18 protein-coding genes and 2 pseudogenes are annotated in these 20,792 nt (G+C 66.1%); 8 read left to right on the forward strand and 12 right to left on the reverse strand.

What is annotated here, in order from left to right; translation table 11 throughout:
• Nucleotides 1-4 precede the first annotated feature (4 nt).
• Genes AB0H42_RS32480 through AB0H42_RS32490 form a run of 3 tightly spaced genes read right to left on the reverse strand, consistent with a single transcriptional unit; the run spans nucleotide 5 to nucleotide 3,424 of the window.
• Entirely contained in the window at nucleotides 5-1,201 is a 1,197-nt protein-coding gene (locus tag AB0H42_RS32480) for an FAD-dependent monooxygenase (protein WP_357062933.1), read from the reverse strand.
• Nucleotides 1,202-1,206: 5 nt separating this feature from the next.
• On the reverse strand, nucleotides 1,207-2,424 hold the full coding sequence (locus AB0H42_RS32485; RefSeq protein WP_357062934.1) for an FAD-dependent monooxygenase: 1,218 nt from the start codon (nucleotides 2,422-2,424) through the stop codon (nucleotides 1,207-1,209).
• Nucleotides 2,425-2,464: 40 nt separating this feature from the next.
• Nucleotides 2,465-3,424, reverse strand: a complete 960-nt coding sequence (locus AB0H42_RS32490) for a zinc-binding alcohol dehydrogenase family protein (protein ID WP_357062935.1) — start codon at nucleotides 3,422-3,424, stop codon at nucleotides 2,465-2,467.
• 321 nt (nucleotides 3,425-3,745) lie between these two features.
• On the opposite strand from AB0H42_RS32490, the gene AB0H42_RS32495 reads away from it, so the two are divergent.
• Nucleotides 3,746-4,315 carry a hypothetical protein gene (locus AB0H42_RS32495; protein ID WP_357062960.1) on the forward strand — a complete coding sequence of 190 codons (570 nt, stop codon included), beginning with the start codon at nucleotides 3,746-3,748 and terminating at the stop codon, nucleotides 4,313-4,315.
• Nucleotides 4,316-4,549: 234 nt separating this feature from the next.
• Here the strand turns inward: AB0H42_RS32495 and AB0H42_RS32500 are convergent, their stop codons facing one another.
• Entirely contained in the window at nucleotides 4,550-6,001 is a 1,452-nt protein-coding gene (locus AB0H42_RS32500; RefSeq protein ID WP_357062955.1) for an MFS transporter, read from the reverse strand.
• A 258-nt stretch (nucleotides 6,002-6,259) separates the two neighbouring features.
• A complete protein-coding gene (locus tag AB0H42_RS32505) occupies nucleotides 6,260-6,895 on the reverse strand; it encodes a TetR/AcrR family transcriptional regulator C-terminal domain-containing protein (protein WP_357062937.1) in 636 nt (211 codons plus the stop codon).
• A gap of 161 nt (nucleotides 6,896-7,056) precedes the next feature.
• Here AB0H42_RS32505 and AB0H42_RS32510 point away from each other — a divergent pair, with 161 nt between their 5' ends.
• A complete protein-coding gene (locus AB0H42_RS32510) occupies nucleotides 7,057-7,230 on the forward strand; it encodes a hypothetical protein (protein WP_357062938.1) in 174 nt (57 codons plus the stop codon).
• 645 nt (nucleotides 7,231-7,875) lie between these two features.
• Nucleotides 7,876-8,550, forward strand: coding sequence for a TetR/AcrR family transcriptional regulator (locus AB0H42_RS32515; RefSeq protein WP_357062939.1), 675 nt, complete (start codon nucleotides 7,876-7,878; stop codon nucleotides 8,548-8,550).
• Between the two features lie 173 nt (nucleotides 8,551-8,723).
• Here AB0H42_RS32515 and AB0H42_RS32520 read toward each other — a convergent pair whose 3' ends face one another.
• The 4 genes from AB0H42_RS32520 to AB0H42_RS32535 form a co-directional block, all read right to left on the reverse strand.
• A complete protein-coding gene (locus AB0H42_RS32520; protein WP_357062941.1) occupies nucleotides 8,724-9,593 on the reverse strand; it encodes a mycofactocin-coupled SDR family oxidoreductase in 870 nt (289 codons plus the stop codon).
• A 158-nt stretch (nucleotides 9,594-9,751) separates the two neighbouring features.
• The gene (locus AB0H42_RS32525) at nucleotides 9,752-10,216 is read right to left on the reverse strand and encodes a VOC family protein (RefSeq protein ID WP_357062943.1); all 465 of its coding nucleotides are present in this window, start codon (nucleotides 10,214-10,216) and stop codon (nucleotides 9,752-9,754) included.
• Nucleotides 10,213-11,721, reverse strand: a complete 1,509-nt coding sequence (locus AB0H42_RS32530; protein ID WP_357062945.1) for a CoA-acylating methylmalonate-semialdehyde dehydrogenase — start codon at nucleotides 11,719-11,721, stop codon at nucleotides 10,213-10,215. Before AB0H42_RS32530 ends, AB0H42_RS32525 begins: the two co-directional genes overlap by 4 nt.
• A 43-nt stretch (nucleotides 11,722-11,764) precedes the next feature.
• Nucleotides 11,765-12,325 carry a cupin domain-containing protein gene (locus tag AB0H42_RS32535; protein ID WP_357062946.1) on the reverse strand — a complete coding sequence of 187 codons (561 nt, stop codon included), beginning with the start codon at nucleotides 12,323-12,325 and terminating at the stop codon, nucleotides 11,765-11,767.
• Nucleotides 12,326-12,654: 329 nt separating this feature from the next.
• Between AB0H42_RS32535 and AB0H42_RS32540 the strand changes: the two genes are divergently transcribed.
• The 3 genes from AB0H42_RS32540 to AB0H42_RS32550 all read left to right on the forward strand — a co-directional run bounded on the left by AB0H42_RS32540 (nucleotide 12,655) and on the right by AB0H42_RS32550 (nucleotide 15,711).
• Entirely contained in the window at nucleotides 12,655-13,593 is a 939-nt protein-coding gene (locus AB0H42_RS32540; RefSeq protein ID WP_357062947.1) for an alpha/beta hydrolase, read from the forward strand.
• A gap of 661 nt (nucleotides 13,594-14,254) precedes the next feature.
• Nucleotides 14,255-14,704 carry a pyridoxamine 5'-phosphate oxidase family protein gene (locus tag AB0H42_RS32545; protein WP_357062957.1) on the forward strand — a complete coding sequence of 150 codons (450 nt, stop codon included), beginning with the start codon at nucleotides 14,255-14,257 and terminating at the stop codon, nucleotides 14,702-14,704.
• An 11-nt stretch (nucleotides 14,705-14,715) separates the two neighbouring features.
• Nucleotides 14,716-15,711, forward strand: coding sequence for a zinc-binding alcohol dehydrogenase family protein (locus AB0H42_RS32550; RefSeq protein ID WP_357062958.1), 996 nt, complete (start codon nucleotides 14,716-14,718; stop codon nucleotides 15,709-15,711).
• Between the two features lie 102 nt (nucleotides 15,712-15,813).
• On the opposite strand, the gene AB0H42_RS32555 is transcribed toward AB0H42_RS32550, so the two are convergent.
• A complete protein-coding gene (locus AB0H42_RS32555; RefSeq protein WP_357062949.1) occupies nucleotides 15,814-16,680 on the reverse strand; it encodes a universal stress protein in 867 nt (288 codons plus the stop codon).
• Nucleotides 16,681-16,848: 168 nt separating this feature from the next.
• Between AB0H42_RS32555 and AB0H42_RS32560 the strand changes: the two are divergent.
• Nucleotides 16,849-17,218: pseudogene (locus AB0H42_RS32560) on the forward strand (hypothetical protein); the annotation flags it as partial.
• Nucleotides 17,219-17,712: 494 nt separating this feature from the next.
• Complete coding sequence (locus AB0H42_RS32565; RefSeq protein WP_357062950.1) at nucleotides 17,713-18,816, forward strand: GGDEF domain-containing protein; 1,104 nt, start codon at nucleotides 17,713-17,715, stop codon at nucleotides 18,814-18,816.
• Between the two features lie 138 nt (nucleotides 18,817-18,954).
• Here AB0H42_RS32565 and AB0H42_RS32570 read toward each other — a convergent pair.
• Nucleotides 18,955-19,819: pseudogene (locus AB0H42_RS32570) on the reverse strand (substrate-binding domain-containing protein); the annotation flags it as partial.
• Between the two features lie 108 nt (nucleotides 19,820-19,927).
• Nucleotides 19,928-20,590: a hypothetical protein gene (locus AB0H42_RS32575; RefSeq protein WP_357062951.1), complete on the reverse strand. Its 663-nt coding sequence runs from the start codon at nucleotides 20,588-20,590 to the stop codon at nucleotides 19,928-19,930.
• Nucleotides 20,591-20,792 lie beyond the last annotated feature (202 nt).

Consider the following 20,792-nt stretch of genomic DNA (forward strand, 5'->3'; position numbering starts at 1 on the left):
GTTCTCACCGCGACGTGCCGGACAGCGCCCGGGTCCGCGGACCGACCGCCTCCGTCGCCGGCCGGCGGCCGCGGATTCTGCGGACCAGACCGAGGAGGACCGACCGCAGCGCCTCGGCCCGACGGCTGGACGGGACGAACATCTGCTGCTTGAGCCGCGCGGTGCGCTGGTGCTTGGTGATGAACGGACGCAGGCCGGTCGCCCAGGCGTCCAGCGCGGCGGCGAGGTCGTCGGGGTGTTCCAGCAGGGCCGCGCTCAGTGCGGCGCCGCCGCGCAGCGAGGACGTGGCACCCATGCCCGAGTAGAGGTTCATGCACCACGCCGCATCCCCCACCAGCACGACCCGACCCTTGCTCCACCGTGGCATCCGCACCTGGTGCACCGAGTCGAACAGGTGGTCAGGGGCCTCTTCCAGGGAGTCCAGGACGTGCCGCACCACGGGATCGTCCATTCCGGAGAAGACCGAGCGCAGCCGCTGGACCCGTGACCCGCTGAACTGCTCCTGGATGTCTGTCGTCCGGTACGTCAGCAGCGCGGTGGGCGCGTGGTCGGCGAGCCCGAACACCCACACCGCCCGCTTCGCGCGCGCAATGATGACGCTGTCACTCGCCTCGTACGACGGCACCTGCTCCTTCAGTTGGAAGGCGCAGATCATCGCGTTCCACGTGGTCAGGTAGTCCTCGTCCGGACCGAACACGATCCGGCGCACGCTCGAGCGCATCCCGTCCGCGCCGACGACCATGTCGAAGCTCTCGCGGTACTGCGCACCGGTGTCGGCCTTCTCGAGCAGAACCTGCACCTCGGCAGGACCCTCGGTGATCGCGACCGGAGTGGTCCCGAACCGCACCTCGACGCCGGTGATGTTCTGCCACAGCGCGGCCTCGATGTCCCCGCGCAGCACCGCTGCCGGCTCCCCGGGCTGATCCAGGAATCCCAACGCCGGCCTGCGCCTGCCCCGGCGATCCACCGACCACGAATTCGCGCGGGCCGCCCGTTGCGGGTTGCGGGTGTGCAGGTGGTCGGCGATGCCCAGGTCGACCGCGGCCTGCCGACCCTCCGGGAACAGCCCGACGAAATAGCCCCCGGTACGCCGCTCGGGCGCCCGTTCGACGATCACCGGCGTCCAACCGGCCCGGCGCAGCCCGATGGCCGCGGACATCCCCGCGATCCCGAGCCCGACCACCAACGCCCTCTTCCGCATGGCCGTCACCGCGTCGCGCCGGACGGGGCAGCGGCCGCCGCCGCGGTGAACTCCGCTGCCAGCCGGCGGTGGACGACCCTGCGGACCAGCTCGAGAACGCCCGAAACCAGCACCTGGACCGGGCGGCTGGACGGGACGAACCGCTGTTGTTTGATCCGTGCGGAGCGCCGCTGGCTGGTGATGTAGGGACGCAGGCCGGTCTCCCAGGCGTCCAGCGCGGCGGCGAGGTCGTCGGGGTGCTCCCGCAGGGCCACGCCCAGTGCGGCGCCGCCGCGCAGCGAGGACGAGGAGCCCATGGCCGAGTAGGTGTTCATGCACCAGGCCGCGTCCCCCACCAGCACGACCCGCCCCGTGCTCCACCGGGGCATCTTCACCTGGTGGATCGAGTCGAACACGTGGTCAGGGGCCTGCTCCAGGGAGTCCAGGACGTGGCGCACCACGGGGTCGTCGTCCATCCCGGAGAAAGCCGCGCGCACCTGCTCGATCGACGGCCCGGCGAACCGGTCCGGAATGTCGTCGGTGCGGTAGGTCAGCCATGCGCAGGGCGCGTGGTCGGCGAGTCCGAACACCCACATCGCACGCTTGGGGCGCGAGACGATGATGCTGTCGCTCGCCTCGTAGGAGGGCACTTGCTCCTTCATCTGGAACGCGCAGATCATCGCCTTCCAGTTCGCCAGGTAGTCCTCGTCCGGACCGAACACCATCCGGCGCACGCTCGAGCGCATCCCGTCCGCGCCGATCACGAGATCGAAGTCCTCGCGGTACTGCTTCCCGGTGCCGGCGTCCTCGAGCAGGACCCGCACCCCGCCGGCGCCCTCGGTGATGTCGACCGGAGTGGTCGCGAACCGCACCTCGACCGCGTCCTCGGTCCCGTTGCCGGTGATGCCTTGCCACAACGCGGCCTCGATGTCGCCGCGCAGCACCGCTGCCAGCCCGCTGGGCGCGTCCAGCAATCCCAGAGCCGGCTTCCGCCTGCCCCGGCGATCCACCGACCACGAGTTCCCGCCCGGTCGCCATTCCGGGTTGCGGGTGTGCAGGTGGTCGGCGATCCCCAGGTCGGCCGCGGCCTGCACACCCTCCGGGAACATGAAGATGAAGTAGCCCCCCGTCCGACGCTCGGCTGCTCGTTCGACGATCACCGGCGTCCAACCGGCCCGGCGCAGCCCGATGGCCGCGGACATCCCCGCGATCCCGAGCCCCACCACTAGTGCCCTCTTCTGCATGGCTTTCCTCTCTCCGATCACGTTCTGATGGATGGACGGCTCAATCCGGCACGATGACGGCGCGGCTGCGGCCGGTGTGTGCCCACGCCTCGCCGACCCGGCTCAGCGGGAACGCGGTGTAGGGCAGCTGCAGGGACCCGTCGGCGAAGCGGGCCATGACCTCGGGCGCCTCGGCGAGCATCTCCTCGGCGGACCGCGATCCGACGCCGCTCCCGGTGATCCGGATCCGCCGGCTGCGCAGCAGGTCCGCGGGCAGCGACGCCTCCAAGCCCGCGAGCGAGCCGATCTGCACGTAGGCCGTGTTCGCCTCGGTGTCCGCGCCGCTGCGACCCAGCACGGCGAAGGCGGCCTCGGCGACGGGCCCCCACAGGTAATCCAGCACGAGACCGGGCGACGCCTCGGATACCGCATCAGCCAGGGCCTTCTCCATGCCGTCGGGTCCGTCGTGGGCCAGCGACACGGTCGTCGCTCCCGCGCCACGCAGCCGCTCCAGCGCCTCCGGATCGCGCCCGGCGGCGATGACCCGCTCGGCCCCGAGCGCCAACGCCCCCTGCACGGCAAGGCTGCCCGACATCCCCGTGGCGCCCAGCACCAGTACGGTGCCCAACGCCCCCATTTCCTTGCGTCGCGCGGTGAGGACCATCCAGCCCGAGAGGCCGGGGTTCATGCCTGCGGCGATCGCGAGTGGATCCGCTCCCGCCGGGACCTCCGCCTGGAAGGGCGCGACCAGCCGCTCGGCCATCGTCCCGAAGGGTGGACGCGCGTATCCGGTGTAGACCAGGCGCCCGTCGCCGGTGCGAGCGACCGCGTCGATGCCTGGCACCAGCGGATACGTCATCTGCCCTTGGCCGTAGTGCCGCCCGGTGGTCAGCCCGCGAACGATGTTGTGCAGGCCGGCACCGACGAGGTGCAGCGGCTCGTGACCAGGTGGGACCGTCGGCTCGGGGAAGTCACTGCAGACAGGTGACGTATCGGGGGTGGTGACGACCGCAGCACGCATCAGATTCTCCTTAACTAAGTTCAACGCTGTGGTCAGCATTCCTTAACAATGTTAAGTTGTCAATATGGCCGAGGGCATCACTCGGGAGCGGATCATCACGGCGGCGCTCGAGCTCCTCGACGACCAGGGCATGGACGCCCTCACTGTTCGCGCGCTCGCCTCCCGGCTGGGCATCCGCGCCCCCGCCCTCTACTGGCATGTGCGCAACAAGCGGGAGCTGCTCGAGATGGCCACCGAGGTCATGCGCCGCGTGAGCAGCGCCTTCGCCGCGGTCCCGCCGGAGACGGCTGGAAGCCCGTCGACGCGGACGACGCCCTCGATATGGTCACCGCATTCGTCGTGGGCTTCGTCATCGAGGAGCAGGAGCGGCGCCAGTCCGCCGCGACCGATCCGACGCGCTACTCGGCTACGGCGGTGGTCGGCGTGCTGGGCGCCGGGATCTTCGCGTTCGTGCTGGTGCGGATCTCGCGGCTGTCCCGCGCGGGCCGGCGTCGGAAGTGGTGCCCGGCGCGGTGGTCGAGGTCGTGCCACCGGCCGCCGCCGCGAGCAAGAGGGACTGAAGCGAGTTCGTCAGGCGGGGAATCCGCGACGGCGACGTCGAACGGCGGAGGAAAGACCCGCCGCCGCGAAGGGTCTCGTCCAGAACCTTGGCGAACTGTTCGGTGTCGAGTCGCAGTTCGGCCAGGTGTCGGCGTCTGGAGCGGACAGCGGCGGGATGGCTACCTCGAGCTGCAGCATCTTCTCCAGATAGCCGAGTGGTACGCGCTGGACATGAGCAAGCGGGCTCGCGACGGGTTCGAGACCCACACCGATCAGGGCTACAACGTCGGCAAGGCGTGCTACGGCTACCACACTGGGCAACTGGAAATGCCTGGTAATCGTGGGTGGTGAGCGTCACGACGCGCTCGGTTGGTTGCCTGCCGTTCCCTCTTCGACGTGCTCCGGGTACGTCCGAGATGGGAACGCGGCAGCCTGTATTTCTGCATCGATCAAGCGAGAGTCGAAGCGGTCCCGCTCTTGGCTGAGTGGAGATGACCCTGCTGGGTGCTTCGTCGTTCTCGGACCGATGCTCTCAGTTGCGGGCGTGTGGTTTTTATATGGCGGTGTCAGCGAGGCTGACCGCTCTTATGAGCACGGCCGGCCATCGGAGACGGTGAACCGGGACGGTCGTCGGCGGGTCAGGCCGACGGCGAGCACGGTGGCGGTCGTCAGCGTGGCGGTCGCGATCGCGATGTAGCTGTACACGCCCGTCGCGGAGTTCACTGCCGTCCCGTCGATGATCGTCTGGGTGGACGAGAGCACGGCCGCACCCACGAACGTCATGACCACCGAGCCGAACGCGCCCACGACCGAGACCATGCTCGAGACCGCAGCCTGACGATCGGCCGACACGAGCGACCCGGCCAGGTTGAATCCGGTGGTCAGGAGCGCACCCATCGTGCACTGCAGCAGAAAGGAGCAGGCGATCGCGGCGGGCAGCCAGGACGCCCCGGTGAGCATTCCGGCGGCGCCGGCGGTGCCGACCGTCGTGGCGGCGGCCAGCGTGGCCGCCGGTCCGATCCGGGTCGCGAGCCAGCCCGAGAGCACTCCACCGACGACAACCCCGACGGCGGGAATCCCGAACAGTAGCCCCAGCATGCCCTGGGCGTCGAGCCCGTAACCGAGCCGCTGCTCGTGCGAGACCTGGGCGATCAGGCTGAGGAGCTGGTCCATGCTCTGTGTCGCACCCGTAGCGAGCACGATGACGAGCAGCGTGAGCAGGAGGGGCCGCCCGAGGTCGCTGATGTCGATCACGGGATCGGCGGCCCGCCGGGAGTGCCGTACCCAGTACGCCAGCGCGGTCAGACCGGCGCCGAGGAGGGTGAACGGGATCACACCGAACCAGCCGATCTCCGGCCCCAGGCTGATGTAGCCGAGCACCGTGACCAGGCCGGCGCCCAGTAGGAGGGCCCCGCCGACGTCGAGCCGGCCCGGCGTCCTGGTCGTGGATTCGGGGATGACGGCGCGCACGGCGACGGCGGCGGTGGCGCCGAGTGCGGCGGCCGTTATGAAGATGATTCGGAAGCCGAACTCGGCGACCAGATTCTCGTAGAGGAAGGCGGCGCCGAGGTTGAGCACTGCTGTGCCGGTGGTGACGATCCCGACCGCGGGCATCGCGATCCGTGGTTCGCAGAGTTCGCGGACGATCGCCGCGGAAAGGAAGACCGACGCGATGACGGCGCCTTGGGTGAGACGTCCGAGGGTGAAAATCAGCATGTTGGGAGCCATCACGCAGATCACGGAGCCGGTGCAGCCGATGAGCAGCGTGATGACGAGCATTCGGCGTTTGCCGCGCAGGTCGGCGCTCCGGCCCAGCAGCGGGGCCCACAGCGCACCGGCGAGTACCGCGCTGGAGCTGATCCAGGCCGCCTGATCGGTCTGGAAGTGCTCGAGCATCTGCGGGAGGAACAGCAGCGGCGCCACGAGCACGGTATCCGCCATCAGATTCCCGACGAGGAGTGCGGCGATCTGTGCGGCGAGGCGCTTGTTCCACCGTCTGTGCCGTGTCGTGCCCGGTGGCAGGCCGGTGTCCGGCATGGTTTTCACGAAAGCTCCTTTGCGATGGTCGGGCAGTTACAGCGCTGCGCCACGGTCCGTTCCCGGGTGATTCGCTTCCCGAGGTCAACGCATTAACAAAGTTAAGGAAAGTGGCAATCGGTCGACTGAACTCAGATAAGGAGGGTGCGCGGTGCGGTGCGGGCGGCGGTCGTCACCACGTCCGATGTCGCGCCGGTGCGCGCGGAGTTCTCCGGCCCCGGTGTAGCCGCCTGTGAGGTCGGAACGGCTGACCGGTCGTCAGGGCAGCCGGGCCGCGAGCCCGTCGAGGAGAACGCCGAGCTGCCGTTCGAATCTCGGGTCGCCGTCGTCGCGGAGATGTCCGGCGGCCTTGGCCAGTTCGGCGCCTTCGCCGAGCCACGCGTCACGTCCGGTGAGCGAGTATCGATCGGGGTCGGCGCCGGCGGACGGGCTGCGTTCCTGCTCTTCGATGACGAAGCCGACTACGAAGGCGGTGACCAGATCGAGGGTGTCGTCTGCTTCGGCCAGTGAGAACCCGGCCGCAGTCAATCGCTCGAGCCACCCTTCTTTCGCTTTCACCACTTCGGGGTCGGCGATACGCGTGCCGCTGAAGATGCGCGCCCCATCTCGGTGCAGTAGGTACTCCGACCGCAGGACGCGGGCGTAGGCGGCTACGGCGTCACGCCAGTCGCCGCCGCGCGGGATCGCCGCGAGGGCGTCGGTGACGCGGCGCATGACGAAGGTGGCCATTTCGTCGAGCAGTTCCTGTTTGTTGCGGACGTGCCAGTACAGGGCGGGGGCCTTCACGTCGAGCCGGGATGCGAGCGCACGGACGGTGAGGGCGTCCATGCCGTGCTCGTTGAGCAGTTCGAGTGCTGCCGCCACGATCCGCTCCCGCGTGATTCCTTTTGTCACAGTTGACACCTTAACAAAGTTAAGGCACCGATGTCAGCATCGGAGATCAACATAGTTAAGTAGTCATTTCGTGCGTGCTGCAGTCGTCAGCGCCCCCGACGCGACACCCGTCTGCGCGGACTTCCCGGATCCGGAACAGCGGCCGGGCCCCGCTGAGGCTGGTGGGCGCCGGTTTGCACCACGTCGCCGGGATCGAGCGGCTGCGCACCGTCTTCTCGGATACGGATGACCCTGCGGTGCGGCATGTCCTGGGCTCGCTGGAACAGACGCCGGATTCCCTGTTCGACTCGGTGCGCCAAGTGAAGATGCCCCGGTGGAGCCGCCTCGGACCGTGACATCACCGACGCCCAGGTCGAGAACGCCCTGCGGGATCTGCAGGGCACACCCGAAGCGATGTACGGCCGCCGCAAATGACCCGCTACCTGCGACGCCTCGGCTGTGTCCCCACCGCCGGCACAACTGAAGACTGAAACCACCGACCCAACCGACCGGGTGGTCCATATTGAACTTCCGTCAAATGGTCCGGATTGGCGGTCCGTTGCCATGCCCGTGACGGTTCGGACATCTCCGATCGATGGCGCAGCGCGAGCTCGGTCGCCGTGTTTCCACTCGTGATACCTGGACTCGGATACCCTGAGCAGGCGGCAGGCCTACTGGATAGGCATGACTTCGGCGGCCATCGTGGCTATGACCGCGTATCGCCTCTGGGTCGGGCTCCTCCATCAGCAGCTCGCGGGCCGGTTCAGGGTCGTATTCTCCTGTTCCAGCTCCAGGATCCGCCGTTTGGCGGCGGACAGTCCCGCGTGCTCGGCGTAGGCCGGTCCCGCCCCTGACCGGTATCGGTCAGCTCTTGGCGGCGCCAGTTGTAGATTGCCAGCGATCCCGGGGTGCAACAACTCACCAATCGAATTGCGATGACAACGATCCGACTCTGAAGGTGCGTTGTCGCGTTACCGGGGACCTGTCACTACGATAGGGGCATGGCGGCTTCGTTCTCGAATGGTCTCAACGGTACCGAACCCCGGGCCGGTAGGCGGAATCTCAAGGGTGACATGCGAGAGCAGGCGATCCTCAAGGGCGCTTATGAAACACTGCGCACCGAGTCGATGCGTACGGTCTCGATCGATGATCTCACCAAGAACGCAGGATTGTCGCGATCCTCCTTCTATTTCTATTTCGAATCCAAATGGCAGGTGCTTTCGGCGCTTCTGTCGAGCGTTACCGACGATGTTTTCAAAGCATCCGCAATGATTTTCGATCGGCCGGCCGGAGTTTCGCCAGAGGTTGCGATAGAGCACGCGGTCTCGGAAGTTATAGATGTATGGGAGCGGCACGGTCACATTCTTCGCGAAGTCGGTGATGCCGCGGCGGCGGAACCTGCCTTACAGGCGCAGTGGGACAAGATCTTGGGTGGATTCATCGATGCTGCCGCCGCCGCTATCGAGCGCGACAGAGCCGCGGGTGTGGCTATCGACGGGCCGCCGGCCCGCTCGCTGGCGGCAGCGCTTATGTGGATGGGTGAGAGAAACCTCGGTGTCATGAGTATGCGCAGCGCGAACGCGATCCGCATGGAAGATATGGTCGAGACGGTTACGACCATGTGGCTGAGAACAGTGTTCGGCCTCGAATACGCGGGAACCTCGAAAAATACCTGAGCGGACGTTTCGGCTCCCGGCAACGCCGATTCGAATAGATCGATCGCAGCGAACCGACTTCCGAAGGAGCGGTTCGCTGCGATTGGTATGTATATTCAGTTGGCTATCGCTGTTGTGCACAATGCTGAATCCGGCGAAATTCTTTTACTGTGCAATTCGGCGGAGGAGTGACCTTACTGCTGTTGATCGGCAGCCATCTTCGCCATGTTCAATCCAGGCATAAGCATGTGTCCGCCATCAACGAGCATCTCCAGTCCGGTTGTCCAACGTGACTCGTCGGATGCCAGCCATAGTACGGCTTCGCTCATGGCGCGCGGAGGGAGCAGTCCGACGTCGCGTAGGACGGACCAGTACTTTGCACCTTGGAGATCCTCTTTGACCCCCTGCCCGGGGCCCTTACCGGAACAGAGATCATATCCGCCCTGCCAATCGAGCGCAGGAGTGTCACTCGGCCCTGGCAGAAGAATGTTAACCCTGATTCCGTACTGCCCGAACTCGAGTGCCGCACTCTTGGCGAGCCCGATAACGCCGTGTTTCGAGGCGACGTAGTGCACATAGTGCGGCGACCCCTCTACGCCGTTTCCGGAGGATGTGACCACAATCGATCCACCACCCCGCGCCTTGATCGCCGGTGCGACAGCTTTCAACGTTCGCCATACTCCGGTAATGTTGACGTCGAGGACTGCCGCGAACTCGTCTTCAGGAATATCGGCGAACGGGCGAACTGTCCAGATACCGGCATTTGCGACGGCAACGTCCAGACCGCCGAATGCCTTCACGCCGTCAGCGACCAGATTATCGATCGAGGATTGCTTTCGGACGTCTCCCTCGTGCGCAATAATACGCCGACCCAATCCCTCGACCTCTTTGACGGTGATCTGGAGATCTTCAGGCGATCCAGTGGGATAGGGGAGACCGGTGTCGGATGGGCAGTCGAGGGCAAGAATGTCGGCCCCTTCTTCGGCGAGGCGGACTGCGTGCGCCCGCCCCATGCCACGTGCCGCTCCAGTCACCAGGGCAACTTTTCCATCCATTCTTCCCATTATATTCTCCTCTTTGAGTGGGATTTTCGTAAACAACCTCTGTTGTGCAGGGTCGCTATAACCCGGTGCACCGAAGCGTTGTGATTATCTCTGTACGATGCGTACAGATATTGCTAATGCAACGATCAAGACTACGTGATGGTGACAGCTCCGAACGACTATAATGCGATGTCGGTAGGAGTGATCAGCTGTAAAAGAACATTGATTCCAGGAGGCTCGGTCCAGACATGATCCGAGCCGGCGATCTGAAATGGTGTACTGATCGGATCGGACCGGCCGGGTCCTCGGATACTGCATCCGCTCAGTTCGACGTCGCTCAGGGCCTTACCGAACCGGAGAGCGATATGATCTATTTTCGCCGATGCACCTCCGAGCGCGCGGTCGAGGGCCTTCGGCTCATCGATGGTGTACAGCTCGATTTTTGCCGCGTCCAGGGCCAGAAAAGTTGCACGGATATCGAGCGAGGGAGCTTCGAACGTGGATGCGACAGAAACCCCGAATCTGCTCTGCCACTGGGCCAGCGTGTGTTCCATATCGCGAACCAATATGCCTACGTGATCAAGACGCGGGAATTGCCCTTCAGCCCCGATAGCCGAATCCCATGAAAGCTTCGACATCGTCATTGACTTCCGGCGGCAACAAAATGCGGTGCGACACCCTGGCGAGGTTCGGTCCAACGCTGGGTGATCACCTTTGCCTTGGTGTAGAAACGATAGGCGTCATAGTTCAGCCCGTCATCACCGAATCGTGAGTCGCCCCATCCGCCGAACCCGAACCACGAAATCGGCACCGGAATAGGGACATTGATCCCGACGCTTCCTGCTCGTACATTGTGGGCGAACCGGCGACCTGCTACTCCGCTCGCGGTGAAGATCGACGCGCCGTTTCCGTACGGGCTCGCGTTGACGACGCGAAGAGCCTCCTCGAGATCGTCGACGCGAACCACGCTGAGGACCGGGCCGAAGATCTCTTCTCTGTAGAGGTCGCTGTCTGTCCGGACGTGGTCGACAAGACTTGGGCCGATGAAGTGCCCTGCGGCCTCGGTGCTGTACTTTCGACCGTCTACGACGACGGTTCCGCCTTGGTCGGCAGCCGCATCAAGGGCGCCGCGGACTCGTTCGATGGCGGCCGCCGAGATGAGTGGCCCCATATCGGAACCATCCGCGTCTCCCGGCCCCGTACGGAAGGCATCGGCTCGATGCGCGGTCTCGGCAACCAGTTGGTCGGCAACGTCGCCGACAACCACTGCCACGGTTACCGCCATGCACCTCTGACCGGCAGCGCCATATGCCGCCGATACCAACGCATCCGCTGCCGCGTCCAGGTCGGCGTCGGGCATCACGACCAAGTGATTGTTCGCCCCGCCCAGTGCCTGCACCTTCTTGCCGGCCTCGGCTGAGCGGCGGTAGATCTCACGGGCGACCGGAGTGGAGCCAACGAAAGAAATCGCGGCGACGTCAGGATGGCTGATCAGCGCGTTTACTGCGTCGACTCCTCCGTGTACGACGTTGAAGACACCGTTGGGTAGGCCGGCTTCGGCGAAAAGTTGCGCCAGTCGCACAGAAGCCGATGGCACCTTCTCGCTGGGTTTGAGAACGAACGAGTTGCCGCACGCGATCGCTGCTGCGAACATCGATACCGGCACCATAACGGGGAAGTTGAACGGCGTGATGCCGACACACACTCCTAGCGGTTGACGGAAGGAGTATGTGTCGACACCTCTGGAGACTTGTTCTGCGAACTCACCTTTGAGTTGTTGAACTGCAGACGTCGCAACCTCGACGGCTTCGACAGAGCGGGCCACCTCGCCCCTCGCGTCGGCAAGAGTCTTTCCTTGCTCCGCGGTGATAATAGATGCGAGCTCCTCGGTGTGTTCCAGCAGAAGTGCGCGAAATGCCAGGAGAATCGTCGCCCGAGCCGGGGTCGGAGTCGATGCCCACGCTTCCGCTGCGCTTTGTGCGCTGGCAACAGCCTCGTTGACCACGTCAGCGCCGCCCAGTTCGACCGTCCGCAATGCATGACCTGTCGCTGGGTCTACGATTTCCGATTTTGTCGCGCTCGCATAACCCACGGAAGCGCCGTCGATCCAGTGCGGAACGGTTTCTAGATGGACACCGTTGGTAGTCACAGATACTCCAAATCAGCGAAGTGGCGAAGTGTTGCTCGAATGATCAGGCTTGTGTCTCCCGCGGGTGGGGCAGCTCGGGAAACATTTCCAGGCCGTAATTGGTCTTGAGATTCTCCACCTCTGCCGCGAGCTGTTCCGGAGTGCGCAATTCTCGATCGCGAGCTTCGTAGAAGTACTTGTCGATGCCGCCGCCGGGCTCGAAACTTCCCGCCGGCCCCGGCACGAACACGACGAGAATCCTCGCCTCTTCTCCGACGACCTCATAGGTATGCCGCTGATCTTTGCGTCCCCACACAAACTGTCCGGCGCCCGCACTGTAGGACCCTGCCTCAGTGTGAATCTTGATTTCACCGCTCATCACGAAGAAGCCTTCTTCTTCGCGGTGATGAATATGCCAAACCGGTTCGGTTCCACGAACCCAGTTCGTCTCGATGACGATCAGCTGACCTTGGGTAGTTTCTCCGGTCGCATGAATCCAGAAATCCACACCGGTCATGAAATCGCCGGTCATGGTGAAATGCACATCATCGCGGTGAGAGACATAACTTTCTCCATCTCGGGTCGTCGACGGCTGGATCTGATCGACACCGGACTCGATGGTCATGGTGGTCCTTTCGTTCACCCGCCGTGGCGAGTAGTTGAGATCTGGCTGATAGATGTGAGACTAGACTCACCGTTGATGAAAGTCAACGGTGTGTCCAGAGTCTTGGAATCTGCCGCTAGGGGCTGTCTACGCTGCGGTGGCGGCCAGTGTCGCAAGGGGCTTTAACGCTGGACGACACTGTGTTGACAATCACCGATAGGGCGTGCAGAATCCTTTCACTCCCGTGCGCTGCAGGCGCCGAGGCTGTGGGGGCCACGACTTCAATAAGGACTGATGACGATGCTGCAGGAAGCGGGTAAATGCCGCGTGGACGATCGCGCGGTTCGGTAATGGGTAAATTAGATGCTCAAGTGCGAGAACTGCTCGCCTCACTTTCCAAAAACCCACCAGCACAACCCTGGGACGTATCGATTGCCTCGTACAGATCGGCTGGTGAGAAGTTGGTCGCGTTGGCAGGTGACCCCAGTTCTGAATGCGAAGTGAGAGATTTCGAAATCCACCTCCCCGGAAGGGCTATAAGGGCGCGCAGTTATCGACCGAAAGGCGCGGTAGGTGCCGTACCCGGCGTGGTCTACTTTCATGGTGGCGGATTCGTCAGAGGTAGTCTCGAATCACATGACAGGTTGTGTCGGGAGTTGAGTATCCGGGGCGGGTTCAGTGTTATCGCTATCGCGTATCGACTCGCTCCCGAAGCGACCTTTCCCAGCGCTCACGACGATGCGGTGGAATGCTTCCACTGGGTATCAGATCACTCCGATGAACTGCGTATCGACAGCGACGCACTGGCGGTTGCCGGTGACTCGGCAGGAGCGATGCTCGCGGCGGCGACCGCAGTAGGCATTCGGGAACGCGCCAACGGTGCAATGGTGAAGGCGCAAGGGCTGCTGTGCCCGGTGCTCGATGCGACCCTGACCAGTACTTCTGTCGAGCAATACAGTCAGGCGCCGATCTTGCCACGCCCTGTTCTCGAATGGTGCATCGATCAGTATTTTCCGAATGTACAAGCTCGACGGTCCCCGGCCGCATCACCCTTGATGAAGGAAAGTCTGGCGGGAGCTCCTCCCGCGCTTATTTTCAGCTCGGAGGTAGATCCGGTGTCAGATGATGCTCGGCGCTATTCCGCCAAATTGGAGGCATCGGGTGTCGGGTCCGAGCTCCGCGAGTATGCAGGGATGCCGCATAGCTTCTTTCTGCTGGCCGGCGTGCTGGAGGAGGGCGAACGCGCCATTGTCTGCTTCGCAGAAAAGTTGTCCAGGTTGCTGCGCTAGAGGGTATGGAGGGCAGCTGCCGGTGATGGCATGGCTGGGGTGACAGAGCACAGACACCCGAGTGACGGACCGGCGGTGGAGGCACTGCCGCGTCGTCGGTAGCCCGGCCGTGCTGTGCCTTTTCGACTCCGGTGCATCGCGTACCCGGTCGACAAGTGCCTCCACCTCGGTGCTCTGACTGCCGGGGTCTGGTCGGTTTCGGCCATCGGCGATCGTATAGTGGCCGAACTCGAACGGTTCTTCGCCACACGTGGGGTACCGAGCTTCTGTGGTGCGATATCGGCCGTGAGCTGAGGTCGGTTGCCCTGCAATCAATATGCCGGAGCAGGGTGGAACTCTCGCCGTCGTGACGCGGGCGCCGCACTCACTTCCTCGTCTCGCTGCACGCAACGATCCCTCGACGGTATATGGGCCGGCCCGGTGCCCCCAGGGTCGCTCGGCTCCTGTCCCGGGGACATTCGGCCTCGTCCGAGGGGATGGGGTTCCCGTGGTGCGGAGGCGGGGAAGTGGTGTTCGGATTTGCCGGTTACCTTCCCGCCGCCGCGGTGCGCCGGGAAGGTACTTGGTGAGCGGTGGCAGAGGGCATTCGGCCCTGTCTTTTTCCTTGTCGTGGTGGTGATCTGAGGGGAGGTGCCGACAGAGGAAGCGGGGAAACGAGGTGATAGGTCCCGAACTGGCCCCGGGCTGCGGCGGAGCTCCGCGGCGAACCGTGCCGCTGGAGCGCGCCGAAGCCCTGCGCCTGCTCGCGGCCGCCCCGTTCGGGCGCATCGTGTTCACCGCCGACGCGCTGCCCGCGGTGCGGCCGGTGAATCATCTCATCGGCGACGGCGGGGAGGTGATCGTGCGGACCCAGCCGTTCGCCGGGCTGGCCCGGGCGGCGCTCGACCGCCCGGCCATCGTCGCCTATCACGCCGACGAGATCGACCCGGTACGGCGGATCGGCTGGTCGGTGCTGGTCACCGGGCCGGCGCGGCGGGTCATCGCCGCTGAACTCGCCGCGGAGTACGCGCGGCGGCTCGGCCCCTGGGGAGATCCGGACAGCGGCGTCGTCATCGGTATCGAACCCACCCTGGTCACCGGGACGAGGTTGATCGAAGAGGTCCCGGTGTGAACCCGGTGACCATGCGGGCGTGGCGGGTGGACGTGCCCAGGGGTATCGACCGGAAACCGATCATCGCCCGACGGGATCCGCTTCCGCGACCGGGCTCGGGCGAGCTGCTCGCCCGGGTGCTGGCCTGCGGTGTGTGCCGTACGGATCTGCACGTGGTGGAAGGCGATCTGCCCGTGCACCGGCCGCATGTCGTACCGGGTCACGAGGTCGTCGCCGAAGTCGTCGCCCCCGCCGAACGGGGGGACTTCACCGTGGGGGATCGCGTCGGGATCCCGTGGTTGCGGCACACCTGCGGTGTGTGCGAGTTCTGCCGGCAAGATGCGGAGAACCTGTGCCCGGACTCGCGGTACACCGGATGGGACGCGGACGGCGGGTATGCCGAATATGTCACCGTTCCGGCGGATTTCGCGTTGGCGCTGCCGGCCGGGTACGCGGACCGGGAGCTGGCGCCACTGGTGTGCGCGGGCATCATCGGCTACCGGGCGCTCACCCGGGCCCTCGTGCCCGAGGGCGGGGTACTGGGTATCTACGGATTCGGCGGCAGCGCCCACCTGACCGCTCAGGTCGCTCTCGCCCGCGGCGCTCGCGTCCATGTCATGACCCGCGGCGCCGCGGCGCGCGAACTCGCGCTCGGGCTCGGTGTCGCGTCGGTACAGCTTGCCGCGGATCCACCACCGGAACCGCTGGATTCGGCCATTCTGTTCGCACCGGTGGGCGAGCTGGTACCGCCGGCGCTGGAGGCCCTCGGAGCGGGCGGGACCTTGGCGGTGGCGGGAATCCACCTCACCGATATCCCCCCGCTCGACTATCGACGCCATCTCTTCCGCGAACGGCAGATTCGCAGCGTCACATCCAATACGCGCACCGACGCCCGCGATTTCCTCGCCTTCGCCGCGCGCCATCGGCTGCGGGTGACGACCCATCCCTACCCGCTGGAGCGAGCCGACCGGGCCCTGTCCGATCTCGCGCACGGTCGCTTCGACGGCGCCGCCGTGCTACTGCCCTGACTCCGGAGGGCGATTTCCGGCCTCCGGAGTCGGAAGCAGTGCGCGATGCGGCGGGCGGTCCGTGCCTTCCTGGCCGTGCTCCGCCGGCTCGTGACCGTCCGCTCAGGCGCGGGTCCGCGCGATGATCACCGGTACGGACACCCCGTGCAACACCGCCTGGCTGGTCGAGCCCAGGCTCATTCCGGCGAAACCGCCGCCGCCGTGACTGCCGACGACAACCAGTTGCGCGCTCTCGGCTTCGTGCAGCAACCTCCGTGCGGGCCGGTCCTCGACGACAACCCGGGTCACCGGGACATCGGGGTACCGGTCGGTGTGCCCGGCCAGGCTCTCGGCCTGGAGAACGCGAGCCCGCTCCTGCATCTCGGGCCGCGACAGGTACCGGAAGAACTCCGACCAGGTGGTGACCGCGACGAGACCGGTGCCGCGGCGCGTCGCCTCGTCGAAGGCGATATCGACGGCCTCGGTGCTGCGCGGTGACCCGTCCACCCCGACCACCACGGGCGCGCCCGGGCGGTCGCCGTGTTCACCGTAGCTCTGCGGGACCACGGCGACCGGGCAGTGCGCGTGTCGCGCCAGGGAGGTACTCACCGAACCGAGCAGCCCCCGCCCGATCGCGCTACGGCCGTGAGTGCCCACCACGACCAGGCGGGCGGCCCGGGATCGCTCGATCAGCGCGGGCGCCGGGTCCGGATCGACCACGGTCGTGGTGATCTCCAGCTCACCGGCGATCTCGCGGGCGATCTTCGCGGTGGAGGCGCACACGGCCTCGCCGTCGGCTCGCAGCGCTTGATTGTCGAAGGCGACGACCCCGAGCCCGGGCCCGAAATCCAGCGGCGCCCCGACGGCGTACACCAGGTTCAGCGGGTCGCCGTGGCCTGCCGCTGTCCGGGCCGCCCACTGGACGGCGGCGAACGACGCGGCCGAGCCGTCGACACCGACGACCACGGGCTCTCGGGTATGTGTGCTCACGGTGGGCTCACCTTCTCGCTCATCGGCTCCGGAATCCGGGCTCGGCTACCGGCCACGGTTTCTCCGCCGCTCCGGTTCCTCCGGATACTGCGAGGTTAAAGCGCGGACCCCGCGGACGATGGGGGCGTTGGTCCCGGCCGGAAGAGACCAAAGTCGATTTCCGGCGGAAACAACGCCTACACCAATGTCATGGCTGCCTGGACCATCACCTGTGCGCTCGAAGCACTCGCTACGCTCGCGCCCCGCGTCCGCGCCGAACTACTGGAACGGCTCGGCGTGGGTCCGGCGGAGCCGGACCGGTGACGCGAGGTCGCCCATCGGATGTACGTGCCGTTCCACGACGGGGTGATCAGCCAGTTCGACGGCTACGAGCGGCTACGGGAGCTGGACTGGGCGCTACCGGCGCCGATACGGCAACATCCAGCGGCTGGACCGGATACTGGAAGCCGAGGGCGACGATATCGGCCGCTATCGCGCGGGCCAACAGGCCGATGTGGTCATGCTCTTCTACCTGTTCTCCGCCGACGAACTGCGCGAACGGTTCATGCGCGCGGGTTATGAGCTGCCGGGGGAGATGACCGGGATCTGCCGGTAGGCGGTCCTCGGTAACGCGGCGCCGGGTTGCTCATGGCCACCGCCGGCGGCGCCCGCTATCGTGCCACTGGCGCAACGCCTCGGCCGCGACGAGATCGGGTGGTTGCCGGGTGTCGAGCACGGCGACCGGCGATCGACCGTCCGGAAGAGACGCCGTCCCGTCCACCGGTACCCGGACCCCGGATATGCGGTGAATGCGCCCGTTGCCGGGACTCTCGAGCCGGAACCGGCCCCGGGGTAGCGGGCGGAGCCGGAGGCGCCGGAGGCCGATGCGCCGGCCGGCTCGCGTGCAACACCTCGATGTCTCTGCTCCATCCGTTCCGGTCCGGGGAATAATGTCCGGTCTGAACTGCCCCGGACCAGCCGGTCGAATTTTGGGAATTCCGCCGGCCGGTACGGGCTACGGTGGGCAACGCGGTCGGGACCAAGGGTGAGTCGATGAATGACAGCAAGACACTGCGGGCCTGGTGGAACGACCCGGTCGATTACGGCTGGCTGGTGCGCACGTTGGCGGCGCGATCGGCGCTGGGCCCACTGAAAGTGCTGATCGGCGTCGCGGGTGCGGCGATCGCGGTGATGGGCGCCGTGATCGCGGGCACACCGGTGGGGCCGGCCGGTGATCCCGGCATCGCCTCGACGCTCGGAGTGCTGTGCGGGACGCTGTGGGCCCTGCGCTGGTGGTTGCTGGCCTGGCCGAGCAAGGCCGAATCGCTGGTGCTGATCGGCGGCGCGGATGTGCTGTTCACGATGGAGTTCCTCCAGGTGCCGGATCGGCTGTTCGGGGCGATGGGTGCGGTGCTGCTCGTGGTCACCGGCAGTTACCTGGGCTTCTTCCACAGTGCGCGGGCCCTGGCAGCGCATTCGGTGTGGTCGTTGCTGTCGGTGATCGTGTTCTCGGTGCGGATCGCCACCGGGGGCGGCGATATCCGGCTGGCCTGCGCGGTCGGCCTGCTGTTGTTCGTCTCGGTGGTCAGCGCGCTACCCGCGTTGCAGATCCTGTACTGGCTGTTGCGCACCGAATCGCTGTTGGATCCATTGACCGAACTGCTGAACCGCCGGGGTCTGGAGATCCGGCTGCCGCTGTTGGTCGACCGGTTTCCCGCGATCTGCGTCATGAGCTTCGATCTCGACCGGTTCAAAAGCGTGAACGACACCTGGGGGCACCGTGTCGGCGATACCGTCCTGGTACGGACCGCCCGGCGGTTGCACGCCGCTGCGGGGGAGACGGCGGTGGTGGCGCGCACCGGTGGCGAGGAGTTCGTGGTGGCCGCGCCGATGGACGCGGCGGCCGCGCGCGCCGAGGCCGAACGTCTGCGCCGCGCGGTCGCCGACCCCCCGGAGACCGCGGTGGAGGTCACCGCGAGTGTGGGTGTCGCGGTCTTCGACGCGGCGACCTGTCCCGGGTGCCCGCGCCCGACGCCGGATCGGCTGCTGCAATCCGCCGACGCCGCCATGTACCGGGCCAAACAGTCCGGTGGGAACCTGGTGGTGGTCGACGAACTCACCCCGCCGCGGGACCACCACCATCCGGCTCCCGGATAACCCGCGTGTGTCTCTCCGGCCGCCACCGGGGTCGGCCGGAGAGACACACGGCCCGAGGCGATCGCCGCCCCAGCGCGTACTGTCCGAGCGCCCGATGCGTGCCGCCCGGTGTTGCGAGAGCCGGCTCACCCGGGGTGATCAGCGCTGGAACATCTTCTGCCATGTCTGCTGGTACCGGGTGACGGCGTCCGGGGCGAGCGCGGCGGTATCGGGAAAGGGGACGTCCTGGGCTCGTGCCACGGCGCCCTCGGTATCGGGCAGGGCGGCGGCATAGCCGGTCGACAGCGCCGTCTGCCCGTCCCGGGTGACCAGGAAATCGGCGAGCACCTGCGCGGCGTTCAGGTGCGGCGCCGAGGCCAGGACATGGCTGTACCACGGCGTGCCCCAGGCGGGGTCGGGCAGTCTCCAGTCGACCGGTGCCCCGGCGGCCTGCTCGCGTACCAGCGGTTGCACCATCGGCGTCGCCACGATCTCCCCGGAGTTCAACGCCTGCGCCACACCGAGCGCGCTCGGATAGATGCGCGGCTGCTGCGCGGCCAGTTTCTCGGTGAAGTCGGGATCCCAGTTGCGATCGAAGAACTGATAGTGGTCCACCACCGCGGCGAACCCGCTCGGGTTGGTCACGCCGATCCTGCCGCGCAGTGCGGGGTCCAGCAGATCCGCCGGCGTCGTCAGCCCCCGCGGCAGCGCGGTGGTGTTCCAGCCCAGCCCGAAGACCGCGGCACTGGTCAAGAAGAACCGGTCGCCACGGACGCTGCGCTCCCGGTCGTAGGCCGGGTCGGCGAAGGACGGCCCGACCGGTTCCACGGAATAGGTGCCGGATTCGGCCGCGGTGGCGGTCCAGACCGGGTCGGAGGTCATGTGCACATCGGCGGTTCCACGCCCGGTACGGTGCTCGGTCTCGACCCGGGGATTGATCCACATCGGTGCCGCGGGTGAACTCCAGGGTGCTGCGTGGGTATCGCCGCTCGAACGCTGTTTTCAGCTTCATCACAAGGTCGGCTCAATGAACACCATCGCGACCGTTGCCGCCGAGCAGGACCATGCACCGGTCTGGATCACCACACAGATCCCGGACCCAATAGCCATCCGAGGCGAAATCCACCGATGCTCAATCGATGGGCAGATCCAACGGAGCCGTAATGGTGAAGTTCCGGTCGATCGCCTCTACAAGAGCGGTTCCGTTCTCGCCCAACCCGCTGCGCCCCGTCCACTGCTTCACCAGAGCGAGAAAGCCGACCAGGTCCTGCCGCACGTTCCTCAGCAGGTCAGGCAGTATGAGCCTGGGCAGCACGACACTTGTCCCCGCCCACCGGCCGTGGTGACGGTTCGCGCCGCCGGCCTGCCACACGCGCAGATCACCGTCACTGCCGATCTCGACTTCCGGCCACGGGTCATGGCCCAGCCACGGCGAACCGCCCGTCAGCACCTGCCCCCAATCGCGCCAACCCTCGAGCCCGGCGCAGCAGCCCGGCACCACCGCCATCCCGGTGACCATGTCGAGCAACCGCAGACCACCAGCCACGATGAGGATCTCCTCTGCGAGCAGCCTGGCTACGACCTCATCGCGCCCACCCGGAGACTCGACATCGAGACGGTGAGCCAGAGTGCCTACAAACAGCCCAACTTCCTCATCAGTACAGCCGGCGTCGAGCGCCAACCACGATCCCGCCGCCACCGACGCGACGGGCCATGGCTGCGGCGACTCCGTATCGAAGACCGGAACCTCGACGACGGCCTGCATCTTGATCACCTCAACACCAAGCAGAACCACCCGACATAATCCTCCAGTTTTCGACAACCTCAGCGTGTCTCCGACGCTGGTGCAGAGAAGCGGTGGAGACCCACAACGTCAACCACCCGGACACCGACCACGACTGCGAGTTATTGTCAATTCCTGTGGATCTCCATTTTTCTCAGGTTGCTCGCAGCCAGTGATCGAGGGCTGCGAAGTGCTCGCCGCTGAGTCCTCGGAA

The organism is Nocardia sp. NPDC050799 (assembly GCF_040654015.1).
GTDB lineage: Bacteria > Actinomycetota > Actinomycetes > Mycobacteriales > Mycobacteriaceae > Nocardia.

Bases quoted from the DNA above. Each gene is read 5' to 3' on its own strand.
- AB0H42_RS32480 (WP_357062933.1), bottom strand. From the start codon at position 1,201: ATGCGGAAGAGGGCGTTGGTGGTCGGGCTCGGGATCGCGGGGATGTCC.
- AB0H42_RS32485 (WP_357062934.1), bottom strand. From the start codon at position 2,424: ATGCAGAAGAGGGCACTAGTGGTGGGGCTCGGGATCGCGGGGATGTCC.
- AB0H42_RS32490 (WP_357062935.1), bottom strand. From the start codon at position 3,424: ATGCGTGCTGCGGTCGTCACCACCCCCGATACGTCACCTGTCTGCAGT.
- AB0H42_RS32495 (WP_357062960.1), top strand. From the start codon at position 3,746: ATGGTCACCGCATTCGTCGTGGGCTTCGTCATCGAGGAGCAGGAGCGG.
- AB0H42_RS32500 (WP_357062955.1), bottom strand. From the start codon at position 6,001: ATGCCGGACACCGGCCTGCCACCGGGCACGACACGGCACAGACGGTGG.
- AB0H42_RS32515 (WP_357062939.1), top strand. From the start codon at position 7,876: ATGGCGGCTTCGTTCTCGAATGGTCTCAACGGTACCGAACCCCGGGCC.
- AB0H42_RS32520 (WP_357062941.1), bottom strand. From the start codon at position 9,593: ATGGGAAGAATGGATGGAAAAGTTGCCCTGGTGACTGGAGCGGCACGT.
- AB0H42_RS32525 (WP_357062943.1), bottom strand. From the start codon at position 10,216: ATGACGATGTCGAAGCTTTCATGGGATTCGGCTATCGGGGCTGAAGGG.
- AB0H42_RS32535 (WP_357062946.1), bottom strand. From the start codon at position 12,325: ATGACCATCGAGTCCGGTGTCGATCAGATCCAGCCGTCGACGACCCGA.
- AB0H42_RS32540 (WP_357062947.1), top strand. From the start codon at position 12,655: ATGGGTAAATTAGATGCTCAAGTGCGAGAACTGCTCGCCTCACTTTCC.
- AB0H42_RS32550 (WP_357062958.1), top strand. From the start codon at position 14,716: ATGCGGGCGTGGCGGGTGGACGTGCCCAGGGGTATCGACCGGAAACCG.
- AB0H42_RS32565 (WP_357062950.1), top strand. From the start codon at position 17,713: ATGAATGACAGCAAGACACTGCGGGCCTGGTGGAACGACCCGGTCGAT.